At 67.5% G+C, this 25,195-nt stretch carries 25 protein-coding genes; 6 read left to right on the forward strand and 19 right to left on the reverse strand.

Translation table 11 applies throughout. From position 1 onward, the window contains the following. Positions 1-14: 14 nt before the first annotated feature. A complete protein-coding gene (hmgA, locus tag BOQ54_RS10260) occupies positions 15-1,382 on the reverse strand; it encodes a homogentisate 1,2-dioxygenase (RefSeq protein WP_071923841.1) in 1,368 nt (455 codons plus the stop codon). A gap of 150 nt (positions 1,383-1,532) precedes the next feature. Here hmgA and BOQ54_RS10265 point away from each other — a divergent pair, with 150 nt between their 5' ends. Then, positions 1,533-1,958 (forward strand): MarR family winged helix-turn-helix transcriptional regulator, encoded by a 426-nt coding sequence (locus BOQ54_RS10265; RefSeq protein ID WP_063185026.1) that lies wholly within the window; start codon positions 1,533-1,535, stop codon positions 1,956-1,958. A 2-nt stretch (positions 1,959-1,960) separates the two neighbouring features. On the opposite strand, the gene BOQ54_RS10270 is transcribed toward BOQ54_RS10265, so the two are convergent. The 7 genes from BOQ54_RS10270 to BOQ54_RS10300 form a co-directional block, all read right to left on the reverse strand. Further along, on the reverse strand, positions 1,961-2,452 hold the full coding sequence (locus BOQ54_RS10270) for a MarR family winged helix-turn-helix transcriptional regulator (RefSeq protein ID WP_055458166.1): 492 nt from the start codon (positions 2,450-2,452) through the stop codon (positions 1,961-1,963). Positions 2,453-2,532: 80 nt separating this feature from the next. Beyond that, positions 2,533-3,843 carry a TRAP transporter large permease gene (locus BOQ54_RS10275; RefSeq protein ID WP_071923842.1) on the reverse strand — a complete coding sequence of 437 codons (1,311 nt, stop codon included), beginning with the start codon at positions 3,841-3,843 and terminating at the stop codon, positions 2,533-2,535. Further along, the gene (locus BOQ54_RS10280; protein ID WP_245282524.1) at positions 3,840-4,355 is read right to left on the reverse strand and encodes a TRAP transporter small permease; all 516 of its coding nucleotides are present in this window, start codon (positions 4,353-4,355) and stop codon (positions 3,840-3,842) included. The genes BOQ54_RS10275 and BOQ54_RS10280 overlap by 4 nt, the downstream gene beginning before the upstream one ends. Continuing rightward, the gene (locus tag BOQ54_RS10285; RefSeq protein WP_063185033.1) at positions 4,352-5,356 is read right to left on the reverse strand and encodes a TRAP transporter substrate-binding protein; all 1,005 of its coding nucleotides are present in this window, start codon (positions 5,354-5,356) and stop codon (positions 4,352-4,354) included. The genes BOQ54_RS10280 and BOQ54_RS10285 overlap by 4 nt, the downstream gene beginning before the upstream one ends. After that, positions 5,353-6,030, reverse strand: a complete 678-nt coding sequence (maiA, locus tag BOQ54_RS10290; protein WP_071923843.1) for a maleylacetoacetate isomerase — start codon at positions 6,028-6,030, stop codon at positions 5,353-5,355. Before maiA ends, BOQ54_RS10285 begins: the two co-directional genes overlap by 4 nt. 5 nt (positions 6,031-6,035) lie before the next feature. Then, complete coding sequence (gene fahA, locus BOQ54_RS10295) at positions 6,036-7,247, reverse strand: fumarylacetoacetase (protein WP_071923844.1); 1,212 nt, start codon at positions 7,245-7,247, stop codon at positions 6,036-6,038. Positions 7,248-7,448: 201 nt separating this feature from the next. After that, the gene (locus BOQ54_RS10300; RefSeq protein WP_055458160.1) at positions 7,449-8,186 is read right to left on the reverse strand and encodes a LuxR C-terminal-related transcriptional regulator; all 738 of its coding nucleotides are present in this window, start codon (positions 8,184-8,186) and stop codon (positions 7,449-7,451) included. Between the two features lie 134 nt (positions 8,187-8,320). Here BOQ54_RS10300 and BOQ54_RS10305 point away from each other — a divergent pair, with 134 nt between their 5' ends. From BOQ54_RS10305 to BOQ54_RS10315, 3 genes are read left to right on the forward strand one after another with little or no spacing between them, the layout of a single operon-like run. Then, on the forward strand, positions 8,321-9,280 hold the full coding sequence (locus tag BOQ54_RS10305) for an MBL fold metallo-hydrolase (RefSeq protein ID WP_055458474.1): 960 nt from the start codon (positions 8,321-8,323) through the stop codon (positions 9,278-9,280). Between the two features lie 20 nt (positions 9,281-9,300). After that, positions 9,301-10,902, forward strand: coding sequence for an FAD-dependent oxidoreductase (locus tag BOQ54_RS10310; RefSeq protein WP_071923845.1), 1,602 nt, complete (start codon positions 9,301-9,303; stop codon positions 10,900-10,902). After that, positions 10,890-11,102 (forward strand): DUF2783 domain-containing protein, encoded by a 213-nt coding sequence (locus BOQ54_RS10315; RefSeq protein WP_055458158.1) that lies wholly within the window; start codon positions 10,890-10,892, stop codon positions 11,100-11,102. The genes BOQ54_RS10310 and BOQ54_RS10315 overlap by 13 nt, the downstream gene beginning before the upstream one ends. A gap of 226 nt (positions 11,103-11,328) precedes the next feature. Here BOQ54_RS10315 and BOQ54_RS10320 read toward each other — a convergent pair whose 3' ends face one another. The 5 genes from BOQ54_RS10320 to BOQ54_RS10340 form a co-directional block, all read right to left on the reverse strand. Further along, a complete protein-coding gene (locus BOQ54_RS10320) occupies positions 11,329-12,405 on the reverse strand; it encodes a DNA topoisomerase IB (protein WP_071923846.1) in 1,077 nt (358 codons plus the stop codon). Between the two features lie 68 nt (positions 12,406-12,473). Next, entirely contained in the window at positions 12,474-13,181 is a 708-nt protein-coding gene (locus tag BOQ54_RS10325; protein ID WP_083585954.1) for a BON domain-containing protein, read from the reverse strand. A gap of 337 nt (positions 13,182-13,518) precedes the next feature. Further along, positions 13,519-13,794: a hypothetical protein gene (locus tag BOQ54_RS10330; protein WP_071923847.1), complete on the reverse strand. Its 276-nt coding sequence runs from the start codon at positions 13,792-13,794 to the stop codon at positions 13,519-13,521. A 163-nt stretch (positions 13,795-13,957) separates the two neighbouring features. Beyond that, positions 13,958-16,498, reverse strand: a complete 2,541-nt coding sequence (ligD, locus tag BOQ54_RS10335) for a DNA ligase D (protein ID WP_071923848.1) — start codon at positions 16,496-16,498, stop codon at positions 13,958-13,960. A 7-nt stretch (positions 16,499-16,505) separates the two neighbouring features. Then, positions 16,506-17,384, reverse strand: coding sequence for a Ku protein (locus tag BOQ54_RS10340; RefSeq protein WP_071923849.1), 879 nt, complete (start codon positions 17,382-17,384; stop codon positions 16,506-16,508). Positions 17,385-18,073: 689 nt separating this feature from the next. Between BOQ54_RS10340 and BOQ54_RS10355 the strand changes: the two genes are divergently transcribed. Both BOQ54_RS10355 and BOQ54_RS10360 read left to right on the forward strand, forming a co-directional pair. Next, entirely contained in the window at positions 18,074-18,253 is a 180-nt protein-coding gene (locus BOQ54_RS10355) for a hypothetical protein (protein ID WP_071923850.1), read from the forward strand. A 377-nt stretch (positions 18,254-18,630) separates the two neighbouring features. Next, a complete protein-coding gene (locus BOQ54_RS10360; protein ID WP_055458150.1) occupies positions 18,631-19,218 on the forward strand; it encodes a sigma-70 family RNA polymerase sigma factor in 588 nt (195 codons plus the stop codon). Positions 19,219-19,231: 13 nt separating this feature from the next. Here BOQ54_RS10360 and BOQ54_RS10365 read toward each other — a convergent pair whose 3' ends face one another. The 6 genes from BOQ54_RS10365 to ssb form a co-directional block, all read right to left on the reverse strand. Further along, positions 19,232-19,648: a hypothetical protein gene (locus BOQ54_RS10365; protein ID WP_055458149.1), complete on the reverse strand. Its 417-nt coding sequence runs from the start codon at positions 19,646-19,648 to the stop codon at positions 19,232-19,234. Between the two features lie 12 nt (positions 19,649-19,660). Further along, positions 19,661-20,503, reverse strand: a complete 843-nt coding sequence (locus BOQ54_RS10370) for a TIGR02587 family membrane protein (RefSeq protein WP_055458148.1) — start codon at positions 20,501-20,503, stop codon at positions 19,661-19,663. A gap of 192 nt (positions 20,504-20,695) precedes the next feature. Then, entirely contained in the window at positions 20,696-21,706 is a 1,011-nt protein-coding gene (locus BOQ54_RS10375) for a zinc-binding alcohol dehydrogenase family protein (RefSeq protein ID WP_071923851.1), read from the reverse strand. 74 nt (positions 21,707-21,780) lie between these two features. Continuing rightward, the gene (locus BOQ54_RS20370) at positions 21,781-23,175 is read right to left on the reverse strand and encodes a globin-coupled sensor protein (RefSeq protein WP_071923852.1); all 1,395 of its coding nucleotides are present in this window, start codon (positions 23,173-23,175) and stop codon (positions 21,781-21,783) included. 163 nt (positions 23,176-23,338) lie between these two features. Next, positions 23,339-24,466 (reverse strand): M20 family metallopeptidase, encoded by a 1,128-nt coding sequence (locus BOQ54_RS10385; RefSeq protein ID WP_071923853.1) that lies wholly within the window; start codon positions 24,464-24,466, stop codon positions 23,339-23,341. Between the two features lie 85 nt (positions 24,467-24,551). Beyond that, a complete protein-coding gene (gene ssb, locus BOQ54_RS10390; RefSeq protein WP_055458144.1) occupies positions 24,552-25,055 on the reverse strand; it encodes a single-stranded DNA-binding protein in 504 nt (167 codons plus the stop codon). Between the last annotated feature and the right edge of the window lie 140 nt (positions 25,056-25,195).

Here is a 25,195-nt window from a genome sequence, read left to right on the forward strand (position 1 = left end):
TGATCCGCTCGCCGTCACTTCACGCCTGGCGTGCCGTCGAACTTCTTCTCGAGCTGCTGCCAGACCTCGATGTAGTCCTGCTGCATCGGGGCCTCCTTCGCGGCGAATTCCGTCAGATGCTGCGGAAAGCGGGTCTCGAACATGAAGCTCATGGTCTCGTCCAGCTTCTCGGGCTTCAATTCGGCATTGGTGGCCCCCTCGAACGCGTTGCGATCCGGCCCGTGCGGCAGCATGCAGTTGTGCAGACTCATGCCGCCCGGCGCGAAGCCCTGGGGCTTGGCGTCGTAGATGCCGTAGATGTTGCCCATCAGCTCGGACATGATGTTCTTGTGATACCAGGGCGGGCGGAAGCTGTGCTCGGCCACCATCCAGCGCTCGCGGAACAGCACGAAGTCGATGTTGGCCGTCCCCTCCTGCCCCGAAGGCGCCGTGAGTACCGTGAAAATCGACGGGTCCGGATGGTCGAACAGGATGGCGCCGACCGGGCTGTAGGTGCGCAGGTCGTATTTGCAGGGGCAGTAGTTGCCGTGCCAGGCGACTACATCGAGCGGTGAATGGTCGATCCAGGTCTCGTGGAAGCGCCCGCACCACTTGATGATGACCCGCGAGCGCGCCTCGCGGTCCTCGAAGGCCGCCACGGGCGTCTTGAAATCACGCGGGTTCGCCAGGCAGTTGGCGCCGATTGGGCCACGGTTCGGCAGGTCGAACTTCTGGCCGTAGTTCTCGCATATGAAGCCGCGCGCCGGCCCCTCCAGCACCTCGACGCGGTAGACGAGACCGCGCGGGATGATGGCGATCTCCTTGGGCTCGAGATCGATGACGCCAAGCTCGGTACAGAAGCGCAACCGGCCCTCCTGGGGCACCACCAGGAGCTCGCCGTCGGCCGAGAAGAAATATTCGTCCTCCATCGAGCGGGTGACGAGATAGATGTGGCTCGCCATGCCGACCTGGGTGTTCACGTCGCCCGCCGTCGTCATGGTGCGCATCCCGGTGATCCAGGTCAGGTCCTCGTCCGCCGCGGGCAGCGGCACCGGATCCCAGCGATACTGGCCAAGGCTGACGACGCCGGGCAGGATATTCGGCGCGGTCTTCCAGTAAGGCACCGAAATCTCGGCGAAGGCGCCGGTATGCCGGACGGAGGGGCGGATGCGATAGCACCAGGTCCGCTCGTTCTGGCCGCGCGGCGCGGTGAAGGCGGTGCCGGAGAGCTGCTCGGCATAAAGCCCGTAATTGCATTTCTGCGGCGAGTTCTGCCCCTGTGGCAGCGCGCCCGGCAGCGCCTCGGTCTCGAAGTCGTTGCCGAAGCCGGGCATGTAGCCCTCGTGCGTGCCGGTGGTGATCGTTGCCCGGACCATGCCGCGCGGCAACTCATGCTTCGTCATCGTTTCTCTCCCAGCGCGATCCACACTCGTTGCATTTACAACGAATTATCGTTACTATTGCAACGATGTCAACTGCCCCTCCCGACCGGGCCGCCCTTTGTTGTCGCCGCAACAAATTTCCGCTCATATTCGGTGAAAGAGGAGCAGCGCATGTCGTTCGATCTGGAGGGATTTCTGCCCTATCGCCTGTCAGTCGCCGCGACCCTGGTCAGCCGTCGCTTCGCCGCGCTGTATGGCGCCGAAGCGGGGCTGACCATCCCGGAGTGGCGGGTGCTGGCACATCTCAACCGCTCGGGCGCGGTCAGCGTGCGCGACATCAATGTGCGGGTGAATCTCGACAAGTCGATCGTCAGCCGGGCCGCATCGCGCCTCCAACAGGCTGGGCTCGTACGCAAGGCCGGTCACTCAGGAGACCGGCGGCTGATCGCGCTGGAACTGACGCCGAAAGGGCAGGAGCTGATGGGCCGCCTCGGCCGTATCGCCGATGCCTTCCAGGCCGAACTCCTCGCCGAACTCGGCCCCGACGCGGCGGGGCTGGACAGAGCCCTCGACCGCCTGATCGCGCGAGGCGTCTGACCTCATTCCTTGCGGGGCGATGGCCCCGGGCGCGGGAAACTGGCACCGCGTCCCTTTTCGGGCTCCGTTACCGCGGCGATCGCCTGGTCCAATGCCGTGATGCCCCGCTCCAGCGCAGCGCGATCTTGAGCCGACATGGCGTTAAGGATTTCCTGCGCGCGGGCCTCGACGCCGCCGAAGGCCCGCTGGAACAGATCCCGCCCCACATCGGTGATGGCATAGTTTCGCAACCGCCGGTCCGATCCCAGCACTTCGCGCGTGATCAACCCCTTCTCTTCGAGCCGCGAAGCCGCGCGACTGACCTGCACCTTTCCGAGTGACGTGCGCTGCGACAGCTGTAGCGAATCGAGCACCCCGGCGTCCTCCAGGAGGAAGAGCAGGCGCCATTCCTCCCGGGAGAGCCCGTGCTCACGGCCGTAGACGGCGGCGAGCTGGCGCGAGAAGGCCTCGGCGACGACCGCAAGGCGATAGGGAAAGAAGAGCTCGATGCGCATGAGGACCGCCGGAAGAGACAGATAGTTCGGATGGTAGGGATGCTTGGCGCCTTGCCCGAAATCAACCGCCCTGCCCCGCGTCAGGTGACGAGATAGAGCGACAGCGCCGGCAGGCCGATGATCAGCGCCAGGCGGACGATGTCGGCCATCCAGAAGACGTAGACCCCGCGGAAGATGGTGCGTAGCGGCACGTCGGGCAGAACCGAGCGCAGCACGAATACATTCATGCCGATCGGGGGCGTGATCAGGCTGATCTCGGTCACCACGACGACAATGATGGCGAACCAGATGAGGACCGCTTCCCGATCCTGCAGGATGGCGAGCCCGAAATCGAGTTCCGAGACGAGCGGATAGAAGACTGGCACCGTCAGCAGGATCATCGACAGGCTTTCGAGAAAGCAGCCGAGGACGATGTAGATCAGCACGATTGCGAGAAGCACCGCCCATGGTGACAGGCCGAGATTTTCGACCATGGTCGAGAGGCTGTCGGGCAGGCCCGCAAAGGTCACGAAATTGCTGAAGATCTCGGCGCCGATGATGATGGCGAAGATCATCGCCGAGGCGGTGGCGCTGTCGAGGAAGGCGCGCCACAGCGCGGCACGGGCAAGGCCACCCGTTGCGAAGGCGATCGCCAGAGCGGCGGCAGCGCCCATGCCGGCCGCCTCGATGGGCGTGAAGAACCCGCCATAGATGCCTGTCATGATGAAGGCGAAGAGCCCAAGCACCGCGGCCACGCTGACGGCGTCGCGCCGCGTCATCGGATGCACCTCGCGCACCGGCGGCGCCTGTTCCGGGTTGAGCCGCACCGCGACCATCACGGCGAGCAGGTAGCCGACGATGCCGACGATACCGGGGATGATGCCCGCGAGGAACAGCTTGCCGATATCGGCCTCGGTCAGGAGGCCGAAGATGATCAGCACGACCGAGGGCGGGATCAGGATGCCGAGCGTGCCGCCCGCGGCGATGGCACCGGTCGCCAGGCTGTCGGCATAGCCGAAGCGGCGCATCGACGGCATCGTCACCTTGGACATCGTCGCCGCTGTGGCGAGCGACGATCCGCACACCGCCGAAAAGCCGCCGCAGGACAGGACCGTGGCCATGGCGAGCCCGCCGCGCATCCGCCCGAAGACCCGGTCCGCGGCGGAGAACAGGCCCTGGGCGATGCCTGATCCGGCCAGCACGTTGCCCATGAAGATGAACAGCGGCACCACGGACAGCGAATAGTTGAGCCCGGTCTCGAAGACCGCGTTGCCCACCATGGCCCCCGCCGGGCCCCAGCCGCGCAGCAGCGCGAAGCCAACGCCGCCCACGATGGCCATCGCGAAGGCTATGGGGATGCGAGCGAAGACCATGACGAGCAGGATGGCGAAGGCGATCAGGGAAATGGTCATGGCTCCTCCCGCCGCAAGACCATGACGAGGGCCGAGACCGCGCAGCTCACCGCCGCCAGGAAGGCGAGCGGTGCCATCGGCACGGCAAGCGAGGCACTGCGTGTGCCCTCGCGCAGCTGATCCATGCCGATTGCAATCAGCCGCCAGGCGAAATAGGCGAGCACCACCGCCGAGACGAGGCCGGCGAGCCGGCCCAGCAGACGCTGGAAACCGCGCGGGACGAGATGCAGCGCAAGGTCCACTTCGACGTGGCCGCCGTCGGCACTTGTCAGCGGCAGCGCCATGAAGACGAGCGCCGCGAGCAGCATCTGCGTCAGTTCATAGGCACCGCCGAAGGGCCGGTTCAGCAGATAGCGGCCGACGACATCGATACAGGTGACGCCGATCAGCATCAGGATCAGCAGGGCCGCGATGCCTGCGAGCAGACGGTACCAGCCCGCCTGCCGATGCTGGCTCCGCCCCGGGATCATGTCCGGGGGCGGATCGTCGGCCATGGGGCCGGAACGGCTCATTCGCTTCCGACCCCGGTCATCTCGCGGAACTCGGCCAAGGCGGCGGCGCCGTCATAGTCGTTGCCGAGGCTGTCCGCCCACGCCTTTTCCAGCTTGGCGGCCGCCTCGCGCAGGGCCGCGACCACCTCGGGGCTGGCCTTGTAGAAGAGAACCTTGTCCCCGACCTTCTTTTGGGCGACGACGTCGGCATCGTTCCAAGCCCGACCGACGCGCTCGGCGAAGGCTTCACCGGAAATCGCATCGATGGCGGCGCGGTCCTTCTCCGACAGGCCGTTCCACTTGGCTTCGTTGATGACAAAGAACCAGGTGGTGTTGTAGATGCCGCCCGGCACGGTCATGGAATATTTGATGTAGTCGACGAGGTTGAACGCCGTCATCGCCTCGTAGGTGAAAGCCACCCCGTCGATCACGCCGCGCGACAGCTTCTCGTAGACCTCCGGCGAGGACATGAAGAGCGGTGTCGCCTTCAACGCCGAGACGAGATCGCCGACATAGCCGCCCGGCACACGCAGCTTCAGGCCGGCCATGTCCTCGGGCTTCTCGATCTTGCGCTTGTTGTTGTGCAGCAGGCCGGGGCCGTGCATGAAGAGGCCGAGGAGATGTGTGCCCTTGTGCTCGCTCGCCGCATCCAGCTTGCCGCCGTAGATCGTCCAGTAGGCCTTGGAATTGGCGATGGCGTCGTCGCCGAGGAAACTGAACTGCCCCAGGCGGGCGCGCTTGAAGCGGTCGTCCTCGGTAAAGGAATGCAGCCCGTAGGTGATGTCGGCGATGCCGTCGCGCGCCATGTCGAAATGCGCCGGCGGGCTGCCGAGCGGCTTACCCATGATCCGCACGCTCACGCGGCCCTCGGTGACCTTCTCCACCTCCTTGGCCCAGGGCTCGAAGGCATTCACGACGATGGGGTGCTTGGGCGGCAGCCACGATGACATGATGAGCTCTTCCGCCATCAGCGGTGCCGACGACAGGACAAGCCCGGTGAGAGCCAGCTTCAGCGATTTCATGGTTTCTCTCCCTGAATGCCCTTCGTCTCCCGCGAAGGGTCGAATTTGTCCGGATGGGCTTCGGCGAAGGCGGGCACGGTCTCGCAGGCGCGCGCCACGACCGAGATGCGCGGCAAATGGCCGAAAGCGACGCCCCAGCGCGCAGCGTTGTAGAGTTGCGGGATGAGCACGCAGTCGGCGAGGCCCGGCTGCTCGCCGTGACAGAAGCGGCCCGCGAAGCCCGGATGGTCAAGCATCTGCTCGAAGGCGGCGAGACCCTCGGCGATGTTGTCGCGGTTCCAGGCTGCCCGGGCCTCGCTCCCTGCCAGCCGCTCCACCCGCGCCAGCACGGCAAGGTTCGAAACCGGGTGGATCTCGCAAGCGATCGCCAGGGCCAGTGCCCGCACATGCGCGCGTGCGCCTGCGTCCCGCGGCAGCAGCGGCGGCTCGGGCCGGGTCTCCTCGAGATATTCGAGGATCGCCAGCGACTGTGTCAGCCGGAGGCCGTCGATCTCCAGCACGGGCACCAGCCCCTGCGGGTTCAGCGCCCGATGCGCTGCACCATGCTGCACCCCCGCGACCAGATCCACCGGTGCGCGTTCATAGGCGATGCCCTTGAGCGCGAGGGCGATTCGCACCCGGAAGGAGGCGGAAGAGCGCCAGTAGTCGTGCAGTAGCACCCGTGCGGCCGCCATCGCACTCACTCCTGCGCCGGCAGGATGCGCCCCGTGCAGGGGCCAAAACCGATGCGGTAGCCATCGCCCCGAGCATAGGCATAGAGCCCGATCTCGTCGCCATCCTCAATGAAGGTGCGCTCCTCGCCGTTGACAACGACAGGGTTCTTGCCGCCCTGCGTCATCTCCAGCAGCGCCCCTGTCTCGCCGAGGGTCGGCCCCGAGATCGTGCCGGAGCCGATGAGGTCGCCCACCCGCATCGGACAGCCCGATACCGTGTGATGCGCCAGTTGCTGGGCGCTCGAATAGTACATGACGTTGTAGTTCGTCCTTCCCATCGCCTGGCCATTCATGGTCCAGCCGACGATGAGGTCATAGAAGCCGGGGCGCTCCTCACGCAGATAGGGCAACAGCGGTGCAACCCGCTCGGCCCCCTGGCAGCGGAACGGCTCGAGCGCGGCCCGCGTCACCACCCATGCGCCGATGGTGGTCCCGAGCGCCTTCGACTGGAACGGGCCGAGGGGCTGGTATTCCCAGGCCTGGATGTCGCGGGCCGACCAGTCGTTCAGCAGCACATAGCCGAAGATCATCGCCTCGGCCTCCTCGACGCTGACACGCTCGCCCATGCGGCTGTCGGCGCCGACGATGGCGCCGAGCTCCAGCTCGAGGTCCAGCCGCCGGCAGCGGCTCCAGACCGGCCCGTCCTCTCCCCTGACCTGTCCCATCGGCCGCCGGATCGGCGTGCCCGAGACCACGACCGAGGACGCCCGCCCGTTGTAGCCGATCGGCATGTGCGTCCATTGCGGCGGCAGCGCATTCTCGGGCCCGCGGAACAGCACGCCCACGTTGAAGGCGTGGTTCTTCGAGGCATAGAAATCGGTGAACTCGGTCACCCGGATCGGCAGATGCATCCGCGCTGCCGCCATCGGCACGAGCGGCAGGCTCTCGTCGCCGCCTTCAGCGAGGAGCGCCGTCAGCCTGGCGCGCACCTCGTCCCACTTGCCGCGCCCCAGAGCGATGAACTCGTTCAACTGCGGCTGCGCAAAGGTGCCGCCGGCATCAACAAGACCCCGCGCCTCGCACGCCGCCATATCGACGATCATGTCGCCGATGGCGACACCGCAGCGCGGCGCCCCGCCCCGCGTGGAAAACACGCCATAGGGCAGGTTCTGGATGGGAAAATCGCAATCGTCCGCATTCGCTGCCGGCACCCAGCTGCGCAACGGCTTCCCGGCCATCGGCGTCGTATCTCCCTGGTGTGTCTGCGCTCGCAGGCACGCCTCGGCGGCGCGGCGGCAGATCGTCGTGGTGCGACTCTCCTACTTCACTTTTCGTTTCATTTGCAACAACACTCTTGCCGAGGCGCGGTGACAAGCGGCAATGATGGAGCGGGCGAAAATGCACAACCACTTGAAAAACCGGGCGATCCGCGCCCGCCGTCACTCGATGACGGCGGCGAGCAGATCGTTCGCCTTCGATACGCCGAGCTTCTGATAGGCGCGCTGGCGATAGGTCAGCACCGTCCCGACCCCCAGCCCCAGTTCCTCGCCGATCTCACGCGCCGTCCGGCCGGCGAGCGTGCGGGCGCAGACCTCGCGCTCGCGCGGGGTCAGCCTGCGATGGGCTTCGGCCAGGCGGCGCTCCACCTGCTGCACGAGCGGAGCGCCCTCGGCACGCTGTCGCATCAGGCGCGTCAGTCCGGTGATGGCGACCTGCGCCAGCGCGCCGAGCTGCGCCATGTCCACCTCGGCCCCTGTCCGGCGCAGGTAGAAGTTCACCACGAGGCTGTGCGCGGGCGCGCGCCAGCCGAAGCAGATCTTCTCCGAGAAGCGCGGGCGCTCGAAACAGAGCCTGCGGTAGGTGCCGAGCGCGATCGCAGCGGCGGGAATGCGGCAGACGAAGCCGGTTCCCTGGCGTGCCGCGAGGCGCGCGGAAACGGCGGGGTCGCTGCGATGAAAGCGTCGCGCATAGGCCCCCGCCCGCTCGGGTGCTTCGGCCAGCTCGCTGGACAAGGCCAGCGTCTCGGGCGCACCCTCGCCGACGCGAAAGGCGAAGAGCTCCTCGATCCCGGCGACCGTGTGCGCGGCCTCGAGCAGGCGGTCCGAAAACACCGCCGGATCGCGCGTATCGAGCAAGGCCGCGGCGCGGTCCGGGTCGATCAAGCCGGCCGAAGACATGGGTCCCTTCTCTTCCCTCGCCGTCGCAAGGCGCCGGTCGCTGTCGTCAGACCTAATGACATACAGCCCGCGATCGTTTCATTAGAAATTATTTCGAAGACATTCCAGCCGGAAGCATGGAAGAGGAGACAACCATGGGCAAGCCGTTCGCATCCTCAGCCGACACCGCCCGCAAGACCGACACGCTCGAGATTCTCGCCGACGGCGTCTATGCGCTGACTGCCGAGGGCGATCCCAATGTCGGCGCCGTCGAGGGGGAGGATTTCGTCGTCGCCATCGAGTCGCGCGCCACGCCGGCGGCCTCGCGCGACTGGCTGAAGATCCTGCGCGAGCATACCGACAAGCCGGTCCGCTACCTCATCCTCACCCACTATCATGCCGTGCGTGTGCTGGGCGCCAGCGCCTTCGAAGCACAGGACATCATCATGTCCCGCGCCTCCCGCGATCTGGTGGCGGAGCGCGGCGAGGAGGACTGGAAGAGCGAGTTCGGCCGCATGCCGCGCCTCGCCAAGAATGCCGAAGAGGTGCCTGGCCTGACCTGGCCGACGATCACCTTCGAGAGCGAATACGACATCGAGCTCGGCGGCGGGCGCGGCCGGCTCGCGCTGCGCTTCCTGGGCCGCGGTCATACCGGCGGCGACATCACCGTATGGCACGATAAGACGCGCACGCTCTATGCGGGCGACCTCGTCGAAGCAAAGGCCGCGCTCTACACGGGCGATGCCTATCATTTCGACTGGGTCGGCAAGACGCTCGACAACGTCAAGGCCTACCGCGCCGAGAACCTGATCGGCGGGCGCGGCGCCGTGGCGCGCGGCGTCGCGGAGACCGATGCGGCGGTCGAACAGACCCGCAAGTTCCTGAACGGCATGATCGAGAACGTCGGGCGCGTCCACAAGGCGGGCGGCAGTTTGAAGGAAGCCTTCGAGGCCACCCGCGACGCCCTCGCGCCCGAATTCGGCTCGTGGCCGATCTTCGAACATTGCCTGCCCTTCGACGTGCAGCGCCTGTGGGACGAATACGACGGCATCGAGCATCCGCGCATCTGGACGGCCGAGCGCGATCGCGAGGTCTGGGCCAAGCTGCAGGGCTGACCGGTGGTCGGGAGGACATCATGGTGAATGCTCAGGGCATCCCCGTGTACAAGAAGATCGGCGCCACCCCTGCCCCCGCCGCACCAGAGGATCGCGCCCGCGTCGTGATCGTTGGGGCCGGGCCGGTGGGCCTTGCCATGGCGCTCGACCTCGGCCGCCGCGGCCATCCGGTGACGGTCGTGACCAAGCTGGACTACATCGCGCATTGCTCGAAAGCGATCTGCTTCTCAAAGCGCTCGCTGGACATTCTAGACCGCCTCGGCGTGGGCGACCCGGTCGTGGAAAAGGGCGTGACCTGGAATGTCGGCAAGGTCTTCTGGGGCGCGGACGATACCCCCGTCTACCAGTTCGACATGCTGCCGGTGAAGGACCAGAAGCGTCCCGGCTTCATCAATCTCCAGCAGTACTATCTCGAGGAATATCTGCTCGACGGGCTCAGCGCCTTGCCCAATGTCGAGATCCGCTGGGGCCACACGGTCGAGGGCGTTAAGCCCGCGAACGACGGTGTCGCGCTGGAGATCGCGACCGCCGACGGTCGCTACAGGCTCCGGACGGAATGGCTGATCGCCTGCGACGGCTCGCGCTCGACCGTGCGCGATCGGCTGGGGCTCGATTTCGAGGGGCGCGCCTTCGAGGACAACTTCCTGATCGCCGACATCCGCATGAAGAACCGCGAGATGCCTTGCGAGCGCTGGTTCTGGTTCGATCCGCCCTTCAACCCCGGCAAGTCGGCGCTGATGCACCGCCAGCCCGACGACGTCTGGCGGCTCGACTTCCAGCTCGGCTGGAACATCGACCGCGAGGCGGCCATCCGCCCCGAGAACGTGGAGCCCTATATCCGCGCCATGCTCGGTGAGGACGTCGCCTTCGAGCGAGAATGGTACAGCGTCTACACCTTCCAGTGCCGCCGCATGGCACGCTTCGTCCACGGCCGGACCATCTTCGCCGGCGACGCAGCCCATCTCGTCTCGCCCTTCGGGGCCCGGGGCTGCAACGGCGGCTTCGCCGATATCGACAACCTCGGCTGGAAGCTCGATCTCGTCCTGCGCGGCAAGGCCGGCGAGGAACTGATCGAGACCTATAACGAGGAGGCGACCGTCACGGCGGACGAGAACATCCTGAACTCGACCCGATCGACCGATTTCCTGACGCCGAAATCGACGGCGAGCCGGGCGCTGCGCGATGCGGTGCTGGAACTGGCGCATGACCATGCCTTCGCCCGCCCCTTCGTGAACTCCGGCCGGCTGTCGACGCCGGTGAGCTATCCCGCAAGCCGGCTCTCGACCCAGGACGAGGACGACTGGCGAGGCGGTGTGCCCCCCGGCAGCCCGATGCTGGACGCCCCCCACGGCGACGGCTGGCTGCTAGATCAGCTGGGCGACGACTTTGTACTCCTGACCCGCGGCTGGCGGGGCGACGTACCAGCCGGGCTGCGGGTCGTGCCCGTCACCGGGATGGCCGCCGACCGCCTGTCGCTTGAGGAGGGAGCCGCCTGCCTGGTGCGTCCCGACCAGTATGTCGCGGCCCGCTGGAAACGGCCGGATGCGACGAAGATCGCAGCAGCACTCGCCCGCGCCATGGGTCGCGCGGCAGACATGGGACGAGAGACATGGCGCAACTGATCACCGCCCCCAACCTGTCCAACCCGGACGACATCTACGAACGGCTCGTGCGTCTGCACGATGGCTTGAGCGAGGCTGAAAGCCTGAAGACCTGGTCCCGCCTGGTCCTGGCGCTCATCAACCATATCGGCGATCCCGAGGTCATCGGCGAGGCCATTGCCATCAGCCGGCAGACTGGCCCTCAAAGCCGCCAGTCGTGAGGCCGACGCTTCCGCCGCAAGCGGCGTACCGGCACCTGCGACCCATGGAGCCGGCGTCTGCGGCGGGGCAAGGTTCGTTTCACGCCGACGTCATTGGCGCCGTGGCACGTGATCGCGAAAGCGGCAACGCCGGCAGCCAGCGCGCAGGATGTGATCGCGCGTACCGCATTGCCGTGCCCGTCGTGCCGTTGGCGGGCCCCTCCTCATGTAGCTCGCTTGAGGCCGTCTATCCCTCTTGCCGATCGAGCCAGGCGAGGACCGCCGCCTCGTCGCGTGCCAACCCCGCGGGTGTGCGGCCGAGCCCGGCGCGCGCATTCGCGAGTTCCTCGGCGAGCCGGCCGTCCTCCCACGCGCTGATCAGCCCGGGATGGATGTAGCAGCGCCGGCAGATCGCCCGCGTGTTGCCGAGCTGGGCGGCCACGGCGTCGATCACCCCATTGAGGCTCCGCGCCCTTTCACGTTTCGTTACCGGAAGCGGCGTCCCCGAGAGGAGGCGGGCAGCCAGCACCGTACCGCCCCATGTGCGGAACTGCTTGGAGCTGAAGGGCTCGCCGCCGCTCGCGGCGCGGATGTAGTCGTTCACATCCTGAGAAGAGACCGGGCGACGGCTGCCGTCCTCGTCGCGATACTGGAAGAGATGCTGCCCCGGCAGGTCCTGGACGCTGCGGATCACCTTGGCGATGCGCCGGTCCTCGATCCCGAGATTCCATTCCTTGCCGGACTTGCCGCGGAAGGCGAAGCGCAGCGATGCGCCGCGCACCGCGACATGGCGCGCCCGCAGCGTGGTCAGGCCGAAGCTCTTGTTCTGGCGCCGGTAGGTCTCGTTGCCGATCCTGATCATGGCGCGGTCGAGCAGCCACACCACCGCGGCCAGCACCCGCTCGCGCGGCACCCCCTTCAGCGCGAGGTCGCGCCGCACGCGCCGGCGCATCCGCGGCAGGGCACGGGCGAAGGCGGCGAGCGTCGCGTATTTCACCTCGTCGCGGCAGGCTGTCCAGAGCGGATGATAGCGATATTGCTTGCGGCCGCGCTGGTCCCGCCCCGTCGCCTGGATATGGCCGCGGCCCGTCGGGGCGATCCACACGTCGGTCCATGCGGGCGGAATGGCGAGGCTACGGATGCGCGCCATCGTCGCCTCGTCCTCGACACGCCGGCCGGCGGCATCGACATAAAAGAAGCCGCGCCCGGCGCGCCTGCGCCGGATGCCCGGCTCCCCGTCGTTGATGTAGAGAAGATCGGCGGCCTCCGCGCTCGCAGGCGGATCGGGCGGGAGGACGGAAGCCGTTTGCGCATGGGCGAGCATGGCGTCTCACGAAAGCGCCGGCCGCGAGCCGGCCGGCGCAGGACGGCGGGCTGCCGATCCGGAAAGTGTCAGAAGGTCGTGTTCACGCCCGTGTCCGGGCCCGTCGCTCTGGCGTTCACCCTCAGATTGTTCTGGACATGGGTGACGCCCGACACGTCCTCGGCGATATCTTCGGCCCGCCGCTTGTCGTAACGGCTGTAGACCTCGCCGGAGAGGGTCACCTCATGCGATTCGACACTCACCTCGATGCCCGATGCATCGAGCGAGGGGTCGTCGCTCAAGCGGTCGCTCACATCCTCCTTGATGCGTTCGTCCGAGCGGGTGTAGCCCTTCGGGCCGTGACCGCGGTACTGGTCCTGCCGCCGCCGCCTCTCGGCCTCCTCGTCGCCGAACCAGGACGAGATCTCGTCGCTCGCCTTGTCCCAGAAGTCGCGCTCCTCGGGCCGGCGGGCATGATAGTCACGCGCGTAGTGTTCCCGCCCGCCATAGGGCTGGCGCTGGCGGCGCCCGCCGGTGCCGTAGGTGCTCTCATAAAGGGCCGAATAGCGCCCGGCCCCGGTCGGGGCGAGGTCATAGCGCGGGTCGCGGCGCGGCCATTCGTTGTAGCCACGGCCGTAGCGGCGCTCGTAATAGTCCTCGTAGGGGTTGTTGCGGCGCACCTGCCGCGCCCATTCATCCTCGCTCATCGGCCCGTAGTCACGGTCGCGATAGCGCAGGTCGTCGGTTTCGAAATACTCCCGGTCGTCGCCGTACCAGGGGGATCGTTCTCTCGGCATTGTCCGTACCCTTCTTGGTCTCCTTGAGGTCCGGCACAGCCCGCTCTGCACGCTGTCGCGGGCCGCCACCGTGAATGCCCCCGAACCTTGACGGGGCCGGAAAGGTTCCGAAGCCCAGAGAGCCTGCCGCCGGGCGACCCGCAGAAATTTTTATGCGATTTTTAGTCGCGGAGCGGAACAATGCCCGTCATCGATCGTTGGTTGACGTCCAGCCGGCGGTGGTGCGTCGCCCCCATCCCCTTCCCCTGGTCTGCGATGTAGCGGACGCCGGCTGGGCCCCTTTTTCCGGCGCCTGCTGTCTCGAAGTACGGCGGTGCCGGCCTGAAGCGACACCCAATCACGCCCCGCCCACGGCCTGTCGCGGCTCCTCACCCGAGGGCCGCGACAGCATGATGAAGACGACCGCCGCGCCCGCGATCCCGGCCGCGACGATGATGGCGCGGCGGCTGTGCGGCTGCGGCGTCAACGTGCGACTCTCCGAGTGCACTTCCGCAGCCGTGGTGGGCGTTCGAGCCGCTTCGTCGTCGGTGCCGAGCGGCGCGGCTGCGGGGTCGGGAAAGGGCACCTTGTCCCCCGTCTTTCCGAGGTCGATGTAGCGCCGCAGACGCTCCACGGTCCCGGCGCTTCGGGCGGCAGCACCTGCGTCGGTCGTGCCCGTTTCATGGGACTCACCTTGCTTGCGGGCCGTTGCGAAAGGGCGCCCGGAGACGCGCGTGTGCCCCCCAACCACTCCCCAAGCGGACTGTCCCCGGCCCGATGACGCGGCCCGGACCTTCTCAGCCCTCCTCGGCACCCACCTTCCCGAGCATGGTCTTCGTGATCGCCTGGCGCCCCTCGGCTTCACCCGCCCAGGGATCCGGCATCGACAGGCGTTTCTCCATGTCGGCAATGGTGAAGGCCTGGGCGGTGTCGATGGTCCGCAACTCGTCCCAGCCCACAGGGGTCGCGACCGGCGCGTTCTTCTTCGCCCGCGTCGAATAGGGCGCGATGGCGGTGGAGCCGCGCTCGTTGCGCAGCCAGTCGACGAAGATGCGGCCGGCCCGCTTGGCCTTCGCGGCCTGGGCGACATAACGGTCCGGATTTTCCCCGGCGATGAGTCGGGCGAAGCCGCGGGCGAAGGCCTTGACCATCGGCCAATCCGCCCGGCGCACGAGGGGGGCGATGACATGGATGCCCTTGCCGCCGGTCAGCAGCGGCACGGTCTGAAGCCCGAGCGTCGCGAGCCGCTCGCGCAGGTCGAAGGCGGCGGCGCGCACGGCGGCGAAGTCGAGCCCCTCGTCGGGATCGAGATCGAAGACCAGCCGGTCCGGCTGGTCGAGGCGATCGATGCGCGAGCCCCAGATGTGATATTCGAGCGTCCCCATCTGCACGCCGGCGACGAGACCCGCGAGGTCGTCGACATAGAGATAGACGCCGCGCTCGCCGTCGCTCTCGGTGATCTCGCGGCGCTTGAGCTCGCGGGCCACGGTCTTGTTGCCGTGCTTCTGGAAGAAGCACTGTGTGCCGGCCCCCTCGGGGCAGCGCACGAGGCTGAGAAGACGTTCCGAGACGAAGGGCAGGATCCGCCCGGCCACGCGCTCGTAATGGGCCGCCAGATCGGCCTTCGTCACGCCCTGCTCGGCGAAGAGCACCTTGTCCGGGTTGGACAGCCTGATGCCGGCGATGACATCCCGCGCTTCGTGCTCCTGCATGGCCGTCCCCCTGGGTGTCTCCAACACCACCTCGCGCGCCGGCTTGTCCTCCCGGATGCCCTTCAGAACGCCGTGGCGGACGGCGCCTTCGCGCGTGAATTCAGTAAAGCCGACTTCGACGACGATGTCCGGCCGCACGAAGCGAGCCCGTCGAGCGATATCGCGCGGCAGCTCGGCGAAGGGCGAGGTCTTGCGGCCGCGGCTGGCGAGGAGCTGCTCCAGCCGCGCCAGATGGTCGCCCTCGAAGGCCCCCACCCGTCCTTTGTAGACGAGCTTGCCTCCCTCGTTGACGCCGATCAGCAGCGAGGCGACGGTGCGGCCCTTCTTGTCGCTCGGCCTGTAGCCGCCGATGACGAACTCCTGGCGCGCTCCGCATTTCACCTTCAGCCAGCTGCGCCCGCGGCCGGAGCGGTAGGCGTCCTCCGCCCGCTTGGCGACGATCCCCTCGTGCCCGGCCGCGCACAGCCGCCGGTTCACCTCGGGCGCATTGCCGACGACATGCGTCGAATAGATGAGCGGCGGCCCGGCCTCGCCGAGGAGCTGCTGCAGCAGGTCCTTGCGCTCGGTGAGGGGACGCCCGCGAACGTCCTCGCCGTCGAGCCACAGAAGGTCGAAGGCGAAGAACGTCAGTCCTCTCCCACCCTCCTGCAGCGCCGCCTGCAGGGTGGAAAAGTCGGTCTTGCCCTTCTCGTCGAAGGCGACGATCTCGCCATCGATCAGGGTGCCTGACGTGTCGAGACGGCCGGCCGCCTGCGCGACCTCGGGGAAGCGATCGGTCCAGTCCTTGCCGTTGCGGGTATAGACGCGGCAGGTGCCGCCGCCGATGGCGACCAGGGCGCGGTAGCCGTCGTATTTCATCTCCGACAGCCATTGCCCGCCCTCGGGCGCGGCGTCGACCAGCGTGGCGAGCTGCGGCTCCACCCAGCGCGGCAGCGCATGCCCGCCCCGGCCGCCCTTGCCGGCCTTTTTCTCCGCAGCCTTCGCCGCCGGCCGCCGGGCGCGTCGCTCCGGCGCCACATCCTCGGGGGCGATCGTGCGCCCCCCAGCGGCGATTTCCTCCATCGTGCGCCCGGAGGCGACGCTGCGGGTATGGCGCGCCAGGATGTCCGGCGGGCGGCGCCGGCCGGAGGTTTCCTCCTGATGCTTGATCAGCAGCCAGTTCTCGCGCTTGTCGCCCGGCTTCGGCGCCATGCGCACGAGGGCCCATTCGCCCGACAGCCGCTCGCCGTGAAGGCGAAAGGTCAGCTTGCCGCGGCGCAGGCCCTCGTCAGGGTCGCCGACAGGCTCCCAGGTGCCGCGGTCCCACAGCATGACCGTGCCGCCGCCGTACTGGCCCTTGGGAATGATGCCCTCGAAGTCGCCATAGGCGAGCGGATGGTCCTCGGTCCGCACCGCGAGCCGCTTGTCGGCAGGGTCGAGGCTCGGGCCGCGCGTCACCGCCCAGCTCTTCAGAACACCCTGCCATTCGAGGCGGAAATCGTAGTGGAGGCGCGTCGCGGCATGTTTCTGCACGACGAAGAGCAGCCCCTCGCCGATGCGGGCCTCGGCCGTGACGTCGGGTTCGGCTGTCCTGGTGAAATCCCGCCGCTCCCGGTATTCCCTGAGCAGATGCCGCACCTCGGCCATGGGCCCCTCACGCCGACTTCTTGCGCCGCGAGGCCGGGGCCGCCTTCCCGGCCGGCTTCTTCTGCGCCGGCCGCTTCTTCGGCGACGACGGCTTCGTGCCGGATTTCTCGAGGCTCTCCTTGAGGGCCGACATCAGGTCGACGACATTGCCGCCGCGCGGCCGGGCCTCCTCCTCGGCCCTCACGCGCTTCGGCTTGCGCCCCTTGACCTTCTCGTCGATCAGGGTCCGGATGGCCTCGGCATAGCGGTCCTCGAAGGCGCTCGCGTCGAAGGGGCCGCTCTTGCGGTCAATCAACTGCTTGGCGACCTCGAGCAGGTCCTTCTCGGCGGCCTTGCGCGAGATCGAGGAGAAGAAGGCGTCGGTCTTGCGAATCTCTTCCTCGTAGTGGAGCGTCTCCGCCAAAAGGCCGCTGCCGCACGGCCGCACGGCGACGAGATATTCCCGGCCGCGCATGGCGAGCTGGCCGAGCCCCGCCTTGCGCGTCTCCGCGAGCGCGTCACGCACCACCCGGAAGGCGTCTTCCGCCAGTTCGTCGGTGGGGGCGAGGAAATACGGACGGTCGAAGTAGAGCGGAGGGATCTCGCAGACATCAACGAAATGCACGAGCTCGAGCGTCTTCTTCGTCTCGAGCCTGATGGCGTCGATCTCATCCGGATCGATCAGCACATATTCGTCGTCCTCGACCTCGTAGCCCTTCCAGACATCGTCGTTCTTCACCGGTCCGACGCCGGGCACGACTTTCTGGTACTGCACGCGCTTGCCCGAGGGCTTGTGTATCTGGCGGAAGGAGATGCGCGCCGACGTGTTCGTCGCCGAATACATCTCCACCGGAATGGAGACGAGCGACAAACGCAGCTGGCCCTTCCAGACCGGGCGCTCGGCCATGGCCTGCTCCTCGGCTGATCCCTGCTAAATGGTCCTTTCCCTCAACGGCTTCGCGGCGCGGATGTTCCTTCTCCCGCCCCTTCGGCGCCGGCTACGAGACGGGCGAGACGCTACGGGCGCAGCGATCGCCGGCCGGCGGCCAGTCGACACGGATGACCGGCGCAGCCACGGCTCGCTCGGGACGGATACAGGCGACTGCCTCATAGCCTGCGCCCGTCCCGCAACCGAGGCTGGAACAGGCCGCCGCGTCGACGGTTAGGGCCGCGAGCTTCTCCGCGCCGACACGCGCCGCCGCCACGATCGTGAAGGAAGCGAAGCATGCCAATGCATCATACCTTCGTCTGCCTGTCCCGGAGATCCGCCCCCGCGAGATGGGCCCATCCCCGCCCGGGCTCGGCCTCCGCACCCCAGTCGCCCACTCCGATTCCCCGCCCACTGCCCATCCGCCTGTGGAGGAGCCGAAGCCCCATAGCCTGCTGGGCGGCGGGCTTGGTCGCAATTCCGACGAAACGGACGGTCCGGCCCTCTGGCACCGGGCGATCCGCCGATCCAGAACCCGCGGCGCGCCTTCTCCTGATACCAGCCGACAGATCGGAACACCTTGAAATCTCTGTCAAATGGTGATGTTTCGCTTGCAATCGCGACGGCAAGGGGCGAGGCTCATGTGATTAACAATTGTTAGGGCCGTCATGGGCGAGAATATCGGCAAGCACATGAAGGAACCGACTGCCTCGGCGACGTACGCGAGAGACATCCGGTTGCTGCTCGACGAAATCGAGCGCGAACCGGTGCCCGAGCGACTGCTCGTGCTTGCCCTCGAGCTCCAGGAGGCTCTGACGAGGCAGCGGCGCGAGAAGGACCAGGGTTGACGAGGTTACGGCGGTGTCGACTGCCGTCAGGGCGGCCAAGACAGCGGCCGTTCGGTCGCGTCGTGCCGTTGACCGCGCCTTGAAGAGATAACGCCGCTCCAGCGGGTCGGTGATGACGAAGCTGGCGCTGCGCAACACGGCTTCGACCGCAGCCGGTTCGTCATGAACCAGTTCCCCGGATCGATCGTATAGCGCGGCGACGACCGGCTCGCCTTGCCCCGCCGGCCCAACCCGCCCCCAGCCCGAGACCAGCGCCTCGGCGGCATCGATTTTTCCCCGAGATCGCGGAACTATCGGACGGGGCGAACATTGTCCCAAGAGGACGGGCCGGAGGGGCGGCTCGGATGCCAGCACACGATTCTGCGGAGGCAATCGCCATGCAGCCTGACCGAAGGCTCGAGAAAGGACACGCCTCGCACCAACAATCTAGCTCCGAGATCGTCGCGCTCATTCCTGCCTTGCGTGCCTTCGCGCGCACGTTCTGCCGCAACACCAGCGATGCTGACGACCTCGTACAGGAGACTTTGACCAAGGCTCTCGCCAAGATCGAGCAGTTCGAAGCCGGCACCAGCCTGAAATCGTGGCTGTTCACCATCATGCGCAACACGTTCTACACGCAGGCGAAGCTTGCCCGACGGGAGGCCCCGGGGGTGAGCGACTGCGCGTCGACGCGCCTGCGCGTCGACGCGACGCAGGAATGGTCGACCCGCGGGCGCGAGCTTTATGAAGCCATCCAGCGCCTGCCGCCCCAGCACCGCGAGATCATCGTGCTCGTGGGCGTTCTCGGCATGAGCTACGAAGAAGCGGGCGAGATCTGCGGCTGTGCCCTCGGCACGGTGAAGAGCCGACTCAGCCGTGCGCGGCTGCGGCTGCTGGAAGAGCTCGACGAGCAGTCGGCCTCGAGCTGCATCGAGCGGACCGAGACTTTTCCGACAGCGTCCCTGCCCAAATCCGTTCCACGGTGACCGGCACCCCATCTCACGGCTCGACATAGCTGGTCACGGACAAGTCCACCGTCACGCCGCTGCGCGGATCCCGTTCGAAGACGAAGGCGCCGCGCCGCTGCGACCGCTGCGGCAGGTAGTCGAAGCGCAGCTCCCTCGCCTCGTCCGGACCCACGTCCTGGTGCAGCACCGCGCGCAGCCTCACGTCCGATGCGGTGACGTCTCCCTCGTTAGTTACCACCACCTGCATCTGATAGACGTTGCCGATCTGCTCGACGTTCTCCACCATGATCGCGAAGCGCGGCGGCTGCCCGTCCACCCAGGCGCCGAGACCGAAGAGATAGCCCAGCAGCACGACGACAAAGAAGAAAGCGACGCCGCCGACGACCCATTCGAGCGCCTTCTCGTAGCTCGCGGTAGCGCCGGCCTTGCCCTTTCCGTTCGTCCGCATCAGCCTGCCCTCCTAAAGGATGAGCCGGGCAGCCGCGGCGCCGGCGGAAGAGGGAAAGCCGAGCACGATCGTCGCGGTGATGACCTGTTCGAGCGAGGTGTCGTCGGTGCGGCCGAAGGTCCACAGGATGTACAGGCTGACCAACATGGCGAGCATGTAGCCTGGCAGCGTGAAACGGACAAAGGCGCTCCACCAGGGCGTCTGCGGTGTGAGCTCGGTGCCGCCCCTGAAGCCCACGGCGAAGATGAAGCCATGCATGACGAACAGCGAGAGCAGGACAAGCGCCACCGCGTGCCAGGGCGTCATCCGGTAGGAAATGACGATCATCTCCTCCGTCGGGGCCACGTTGAAGCCCAGGAACAGGGCACCCACCGCCATGAGGAACATCTCGCCCCAGTAACTCTCTTGCCGGTCTTCCTCCCCCCGCCTCTCGGAGCCGAACTGGCTGCGCGCTAGGAGCGCCCCGATGCTCGCGGGCGCCACCTGGATGGCGATCTTGCCGGCGATCTCATGAACGGACATGCCCGGGCCGATGGCGCCGAACACAACGAGGGCGACGGCGCTCGTCACCATGCCGATGCCGAGCGCAAAGAGGGCATCGGCCACATCCTCGCGCCAGGCGCGGGTCGTCTCGAAGCCGATCCGCCGCGACAGGAGGATGAGCAGCGGCAGGCAGACGACCAGCAGGAGAGCGAGGCGCAGCCGGTCCATGGCAAAGCCGAGCCACCACATCTCCATCGTCATGAGCATTGGCAGGGAGAAGATCAACGCGCCGCCGAGCGCGCGGCCCGTGTCGCGCAGCGCCTTGCTGCGTGCGGGTGCACTCGTTGCACGGTCAAGGCCGACTGTTCCCATCGGTGCATCACCTCGGGCGAGGCCGGCCCGGCCGGATCCGAACCTGCTCGCAGCGATACAACGCGCTGGTGCGCCTTTGGTTCGGATCGCCCGTGAAGCGGCCTTTTGCCGGCGCTCTGCGGCCTGCACGGCGCCATCTCGACGCGGAATGATGACCGCGGCCGGCCACGAGGCCGCGGCCTTACGGGCGCGTCAGATCTCGATGAGTCCCTTGATGACGCCGGCCTCCGGCTTCGACCAGGCCGGCACCAGCTGCGGCGCCTCGTCGAGGCTGCCTCGGTGGCTTGCGAGGGCGCGGGTCGGCACCTTGCCCGCGCGCATGGTCGCAAGCACCGTCTCGAAGTCCTCCCGCGTCGCGTTGCGGCTGCCGAGCAGCGTCGTCTCGCGCTTGTGGAACGCGGGATCGTTGAAGGTGATGTCGGCATTGACGATGGAGAGCAGCACATAGCTGCCTCCGTGTCCGACGAGGGAAAAGCCCTTCATCATCGCCGCGGGGCTGCCGGTCGCGTCGAAGACGACGTCGAAGAAGTCGCCGTCCGTCGCGGCATTGAGACGCTCGTCGAGATCCGCCGACACCTCGTAGACGCTGTCGACGCCGATCTCGTCGGCACAGAAGGCGAGCCGCCGGGCATTCATGTCGATCACCGACACGTCGGCGCCGCGCGCCTTGGCGAAGATCGCCGCCGCGATGCCGATGGGGCCGGCGCCGACCACGGCCACGCGGCTCTGCGCACCGGCGCCGGAGCGGCGCACCCCATGGGCGCCGATGGCGAGGAACTCGACCATCGCCGCCTCGTCGAGCCCGAGTCCGCCGGCGGGGACGACATTGCGCACCGGCACGGCGATGTGGTCGCAGGCGCCGCCGTCGCGGTGCACGCCGAGCACCTCGAGCCGCTGGCAACAGTTGGTGCGCCCCAGGCGGCAGGCCCGGCACGCGCCGCAATAAAGATAGGGTTTGATGGAGACGATCTCGCCGGCCCGGAGCGCGCTGCCCTCCGGCGCCGTCACGATCTCGCCGGAGAGCTCGTGGCCGATCACGCGCGGATAGCTGAAATAGGGCTGGTTGCCGTGAAAGATATGATAGTCGGTGCCGCAGATGCCCACCCGGCGGATGCGCACCAGCGCCTCGCCTTCGCCGGCAACCGGCTCGTCCCGCTCGATGATGCTGAGCTTTCCGGGCTCGTCACAACGCAACGCTCTCATCGACGCCTCCTCCCTCTCCGCTGTCGATAACGCAGCAGGCCGCCGCGGTCGAGGCCGACCGATGGCATGATCGTTCAGGCGGCCCGCAGTTGCGACAGGAGACGAGCTGCCTCTCCCCTGAAGCCGTCCGCGCGGGCGAGAAGTGCGCGCGAGGCCGCGGCAACCTCCTGCGCCAGACGCCCGGCCGTATTGGCATCGGCCACCAGTTGCGATAGCTCGTCTTTCGCCCGGTGCACGCCTTCGCTGGCGCGGCCCGTGTGTGTGCCGATGGCAGCCGCGCCGACGCTCTGTTGCTCGACGGCAGAAAAGATTGAGGCGGAGGCCGTATTGACCCCCTCGATGCAGGCGCTCACCGCCCCGATATCGTCCACGGCGCGACCGACGACGGCCTGGATATCGCGGATGTGGCCAGCGATATCGTCCGTCGCACGCGCCGTCTGTTGGGCGAGCTGCTTGACCTCGGCCGCCACGACGGCGAAGCCACGCCCCGCTTCGCCCGCCCGCGCTGCCTCGATGGTGGCGTTGAGCGCGAGCAGGTTGGTCTGCTTGGCGACCGCCTCGATGACGCCGAGGATCTCGCCGATGCGCCGGGCGGCCTCCGACAGGGCGCCGACCGTCTCGCTCGTGCGCCCGGCCTGCCCGCTCGCCTCGCTGGCCGATTGGGCGGCTTCGCCCGCGCGCCGTGTCACCTCCGCGATCGCCTGCCGCAGGATATCGGCCGCCTCGTTGACCGCGGAAGCACCCGCGCCGGCGTCCTCGACCACCGCCGCCACCTGATGGGAGCGCTGGCTCGTCTGCCCGGCTGCGGCAACGAGCCTCTCGGCCGCAGCCGCCACGTCGCTTGAGGCGAGTGACACAGCTTCGGCCAGACCTGAAGCCATAGTTTCAAATTCCGCTGCAAGTGTCTCGCGCTGCGTCATTTCCACGCTCTTCCGGCGCGCTTCCATGGCAGCCATGCACTGGTCGAGATCGAACATCGCGGCCTTGATCAGCGCGTCGAGCGCCAGGTCGAGATTGGCGCCGAGACTATTGTGGCCCCAGATATGCCGGGAGCGCAGGATCGCCCGGGTAACAGAGCGGGTCAGGGCGCTCGTGGTACGGGCATAGCCGGCAAGACAGAGGCGCGGACACAGGCCGAGGCTGGCATACATCTCCGCCACCGCTCCAACCGACTGGCGATAGCCGTCGTCGAAGCGGGCATCGCAGACGCGCAACCAGTGCGCGATGAGGACGGTGCGGATGTTGCGGCGCACGTCCTTGCGCGTGAAGAGCTCACCCGCCACGCCGCTGGTGCCGAGATGATCGACGAGCGCGTCGAGAATCGCCGGCAGTTCCTCCGCCACCACGGGCTTCAGTTGCCGCAGCCGCTCCCGGTCCTTGCGGTCGAAACCGACGAAGGCAAGTTCGTCCTCCAGCCGTTGGCGGGCCGCCTGCCCGGCCGTGCGCTTCGATGCCCGTTCCACGTCCATGCTCAGACGTCTCGTCCCAAGCTTTGCCGGTGAGCCGACCCGCCTCCGGCAAGCACGCCACAAGAACCCGCCGGCCGGACGCCGACGGGAGTGAAGCCGCATCGGAGACGAAATTGCGGGGCGAGGCTTGCCCGGAGCCTGCCGGGCAGGCGCAACGGTGCCTTCAGGCGAGCGTTTCGAGCAGGCGCTGCATCAACTGCCCGCGCGGTGCGAGCGAGGAAATGAGGCCGTATTCGTGGAGCGTATGCGCCCCCTCGCCGTCGATGCCGAGGCCGTCAAGGGTCGGCACGCCGAGCGCCGCCGTGAAATTGCCGTCGCTGCCGCCGCCGGTCATGGGCGAATCGGCGAGCTCGAAACCGATGTCGGCGGCGAGATGCTGCGCATGGGCGAGCAGCCGGCCGATCTCGTCGGTCTTCACATAGGCCGGGCGGTTCATGCCACCCGTGATCGTCAGCTTCACGTCCGGATCGTATGGCTTGAGGGCGAGGATCTTTTCGCTCGCCGATACACCGTCGGCATCCTCGATCACCCTGAGGTCGACGGAGAAATAGGTGAAGTGCGGGATGACGTTGGCCGCCGTGCCGCCGGAGATGAGGCCGACGGTGGTGGTGATGCCGCGCGCGTAATCGGTCATCGCCTCGATGTCGAGGATCTGCCGCGCCGCCTCGCGGATGGCGCTGCGGCCGAGCTGGTGGCTCGTGCCGGAATGGGCCGGCCGCCCCTCGATGCGCACGTCGAAGCGCCCCACCCCCTTGCGGGCGGTAACGATCTTGCCGCCGTCGCGCGCCGGCTCCGTCACCAGCGCATAGGAGGCCCGGCGGGCCTCATCCTCGATGATCTCGCGCGTCGTGGGGCTGCCTATTTCTTCGTCGGGCGTGAACAGGAAGGTGATCGGCAGCAGTGCCGATCCCGCCGCGGCCACACGCTTGAAGGCCTCAAGGGCGAGATAGGCGCCGCCCTTCATGTCATAGATGCCCGGCCCGTAGAGCTTGTCCTCGTCGCGCCGCAGCGGCAGCGGCCCGTCGATGGTCCCCATGGGATGCACGGTGTCGACATGAGACATGATGAGGATGCCCTTGGCATCCGTGCGCGGGCCAGCGCGCATGACGAGTGTGTCGCCGAGCCCCTGCTTGCCGGGCAGCCGCTCCACCGCGATCGGCAGCCCCCGCGCCTCCGCGGCTACGATGTCGATCATGCGGTTGACGGCCGCCGCATCGCGGGTCGGACTTTCCTCCAGCACCCAGCGCGACAGGCCCGCTACCATCGCATCCGTATCGTACTCGCTCGCCATCGCCGCCCGGTCCTTCGTCTCTCACGCAGTTCGGGCGACGTCGGCGGATGCCTGCGTCGCCCGAGCATCGGTGAAACCCTTGCTATCAGAAGGGGATATCGTCGTCGAGATCGCCAGAGTAGCCGCCTGTGCTGCCCGAGGCGGCCGGCTTGCGCTCCATCGGCGAGGCGCGGCCGAAATCCGAGCCGCGCGAGCCGCCGAAGCCGCCGCCGTCTTCACCCATCTCGCCGCCGCCGCCGCGGCTGTCGAGAATGGTCAGTTCGCCGCGGAACGGGCGCAGCACAACCTCGGTGAAATAGCGTTCCCCGCCCGAGGCATCGGTCGCCTTGCGGGTTTCGAGCTGACCTTCGATATAGACCTTCGAGCCCTTCTTGAGATACTGCTCGGCCACGCGCAGCAGGTTCTCGTTGAAGATGACGACCGTGTGCCATTCGGTTTTCTCGCGCCGCTCGCCGCTCGTCTTGTCCCGCCACGTCTCTGAGGTCGCGATGCGCAGGTTGCAGACGCGGTTGCCGTTCTGGAACGTGCGCACTTCCGGGTCGCGTCCCAGATTGCCGATGAGGATCACCTTGTTGACGCTGCCCGCCATACCTCCACCTCCGCTCGTTTCGACACCGACCTTAAACCAGAGCCGCCCCGGCGCCTGATAGCGGCGGGCGGACGGGATGACGGCTTGTCCACAGTTGCATGTCTCATCGTTCTTGCTATGTTCTTATCGCTCCGACTCGC

Source organism: Chelatococcus daeguensis, assembly GCF_001887265.1.
Classification (GTDB): domain Bacteria; phylum Pseudomonadota; class Alphaproteobacteria; order Rhizobiales; family Beijerinckiaceae; genus Chelatococcus_A; species Chelatococcus_A sambhunathii.

Excerpts from the sequence above, each read along its gene's own strand:
- ligD (WP_071923848.1), bottom strand. The coding sequence starts at position 16,498 with ATGGCCGAGGTGCGGCATCTGCTCAGGGAATACCGGGAGCGGCGGGAT.
- BOQ54_RS10285 (WP_063185033.1), bottom strand. The coding sequence starts at position 5,356 with ATGAAATCGCTGAAGCTGGCTCTCACCGGGCTTGTCCTGTCGTCGGCA.
- maiA (WP_071923843.1), bottom strand. The coding sequence starts at position 6,030 with ATGGCGGCCGCACGGGTGCTACTGCACGACTACTGGCGCTCTTCCGCC.
- BOQ54_RS10385 (WP_071923853.1), bottom strand. The coding sequence starts at position 24,466 with ATGGCGAGCGAGTACGATACGGATGCGATGGTAGCGGGCCTGTCGCGC.
- BOQ54_RS10280 (WP_245282524.1), bottom strand. The coding sequence starts at position 4,355 with ATGAGCCGTTCCGGCCCCATGGCCGACGATCCGCCCCCGGACATGATC.
- fahA (WP_071923844.1), bottom strand. The coding sequence starts at position 7,247 with ATGGCCGGGAAGCCGTTGCGCAGCTGGGTGCCGGCAGCGAATGCGGAC.
- BOQ54_RS10265 (WP_063185026.1), top strand. The coding sequence starts at position 1,533 with ATGTCGTTCGATCTGGAGGGATTTCTGCCCTATCGCCTGTCAGTCGCC.
- BOQ54_RS10275 (WP_071923842.1), bottom strand. The coding sequence starts at position 3,843 with ATGACCATTTCCCTGATCGCCTTCGCCATCCTGCTCGTCATGGTCTTC.
- BOQ54_RS10320 (WP_071923846.1), bottom strand. The coding sequence starts at position 12,405 with ATGCTCGCCCATGCGCAAACGGCTTCCGTCCTCCCGCCCGATCCGCCT.
- ssb (WP_055458144.1), bottom strand. The coding sequence starts at position 25,055 with ATGGCGGGCAGCGTCAACAAGGTGATCCTCATCGGCAATCTGGGACGC.
- BOQ54_RS10360 (WP_055458150.1), top strand. The coding sequence starts at position 18,631 with ATGCAGCCTGACCGAAGGCTCGAGAAAGGACACGCCTCGCACCAACAA.
- BOQ54_RS10310 (WP_071923845.1), top strand. The coding sequence starts at position 9,301 with ATGGTGAATGCTCAGGGCATCCCCGTGTACAAGAAGATCGGCGCCACC.
- BOQ54_RS10355 (WP_071923850.1), top strand. The coding sequence starts at position 18,074 with ATGGGCGAGAATATCGGCAAGCACATGAAGGAACCGACTGCCTCGGCG.
- BOQ54_RS10375 (WP_071923851.1), bottom strand. The coding sequence starts at position 21,706 with ATGAGAGCGTTGCGTTGTGACGAGCCCGGAAAGCTCAGCATCATCGAG.
- hmgA (WP_071923841.1), bottom strand. The coding sequence starts at position 1,382 with ATGACGAAGCATGAGTTGCCGCGCGGCATGGTCCGGGCAACGATCACC.
- BOQ54_RS10315 (WP_055458158.1), top strand. The coding sequence starts at position 10,890 with ATGGCGCAACTGATCACCGCCCCCAACCTGTCCAACCCGGACGACATC.
- BOQ54_RS20370 (WP_071923852.1), bottom strand. The coding sequence starts at position 23,175 with ATGGACGTGGAACGGGCATCGAAGCGCACGGCCGGGCAGGCGGCCCGC.
- BOQ54_RS10325 (WP_083585954.1), bottom strand. The coding sequence starts at position 13,181 with ATGCCGAGAGAACGATCCCCCTGGTACGGCGACGACCGGGAGTATTTC.
- BOQ54_RS10340 (WP_071923849.1), bottom strand. The coding sequence starts at position 17,384 with ATGGCCGAGCGCCCGGTCTGGAAGGGCCAGCTGCGTTTGTCGCTCGTC.
- BOQ54_RS10305 (WP_055458474.1), top strand. The coding sequence starts at position 8,321 with ATGGGCAAGCCGTTCGCATCCTCAGCCGACACCGCCCGCAAGACCGAC.
- BOQ54_RS10370 (WP_055458148.1), bottom strand. The coding sequence starts at position 20,503 with ATGGGAACAGTCGGCCTTGACCGTGCAACGAGTGCACCCGCACGCAGC.
- BOQ54_RS10300 (WP_055458160.1), bottom strand. The coding sequence starts at position 8,186 with ATGTCTTCGGCCGGCTTGATCGACCCGGACCGCGCCGCGGCCTTGCTC.
- BOQ54_RS10270 (WP_055458166.1), bottom strand. The coding sequence starts at position 2,452 with ATGCGCATCGAGCTCTTCTTTCCCTATCGCCTTGCGGTCGTCGCCGAG.
- BOQ54_RS10365 (WP_055458149.1), bottom strand. The coding sequence starts at position 19,648 with ATGCGGACGAACGGAAAGGGCAAGGCCGGCGCTACCGCGAGCTACGAG.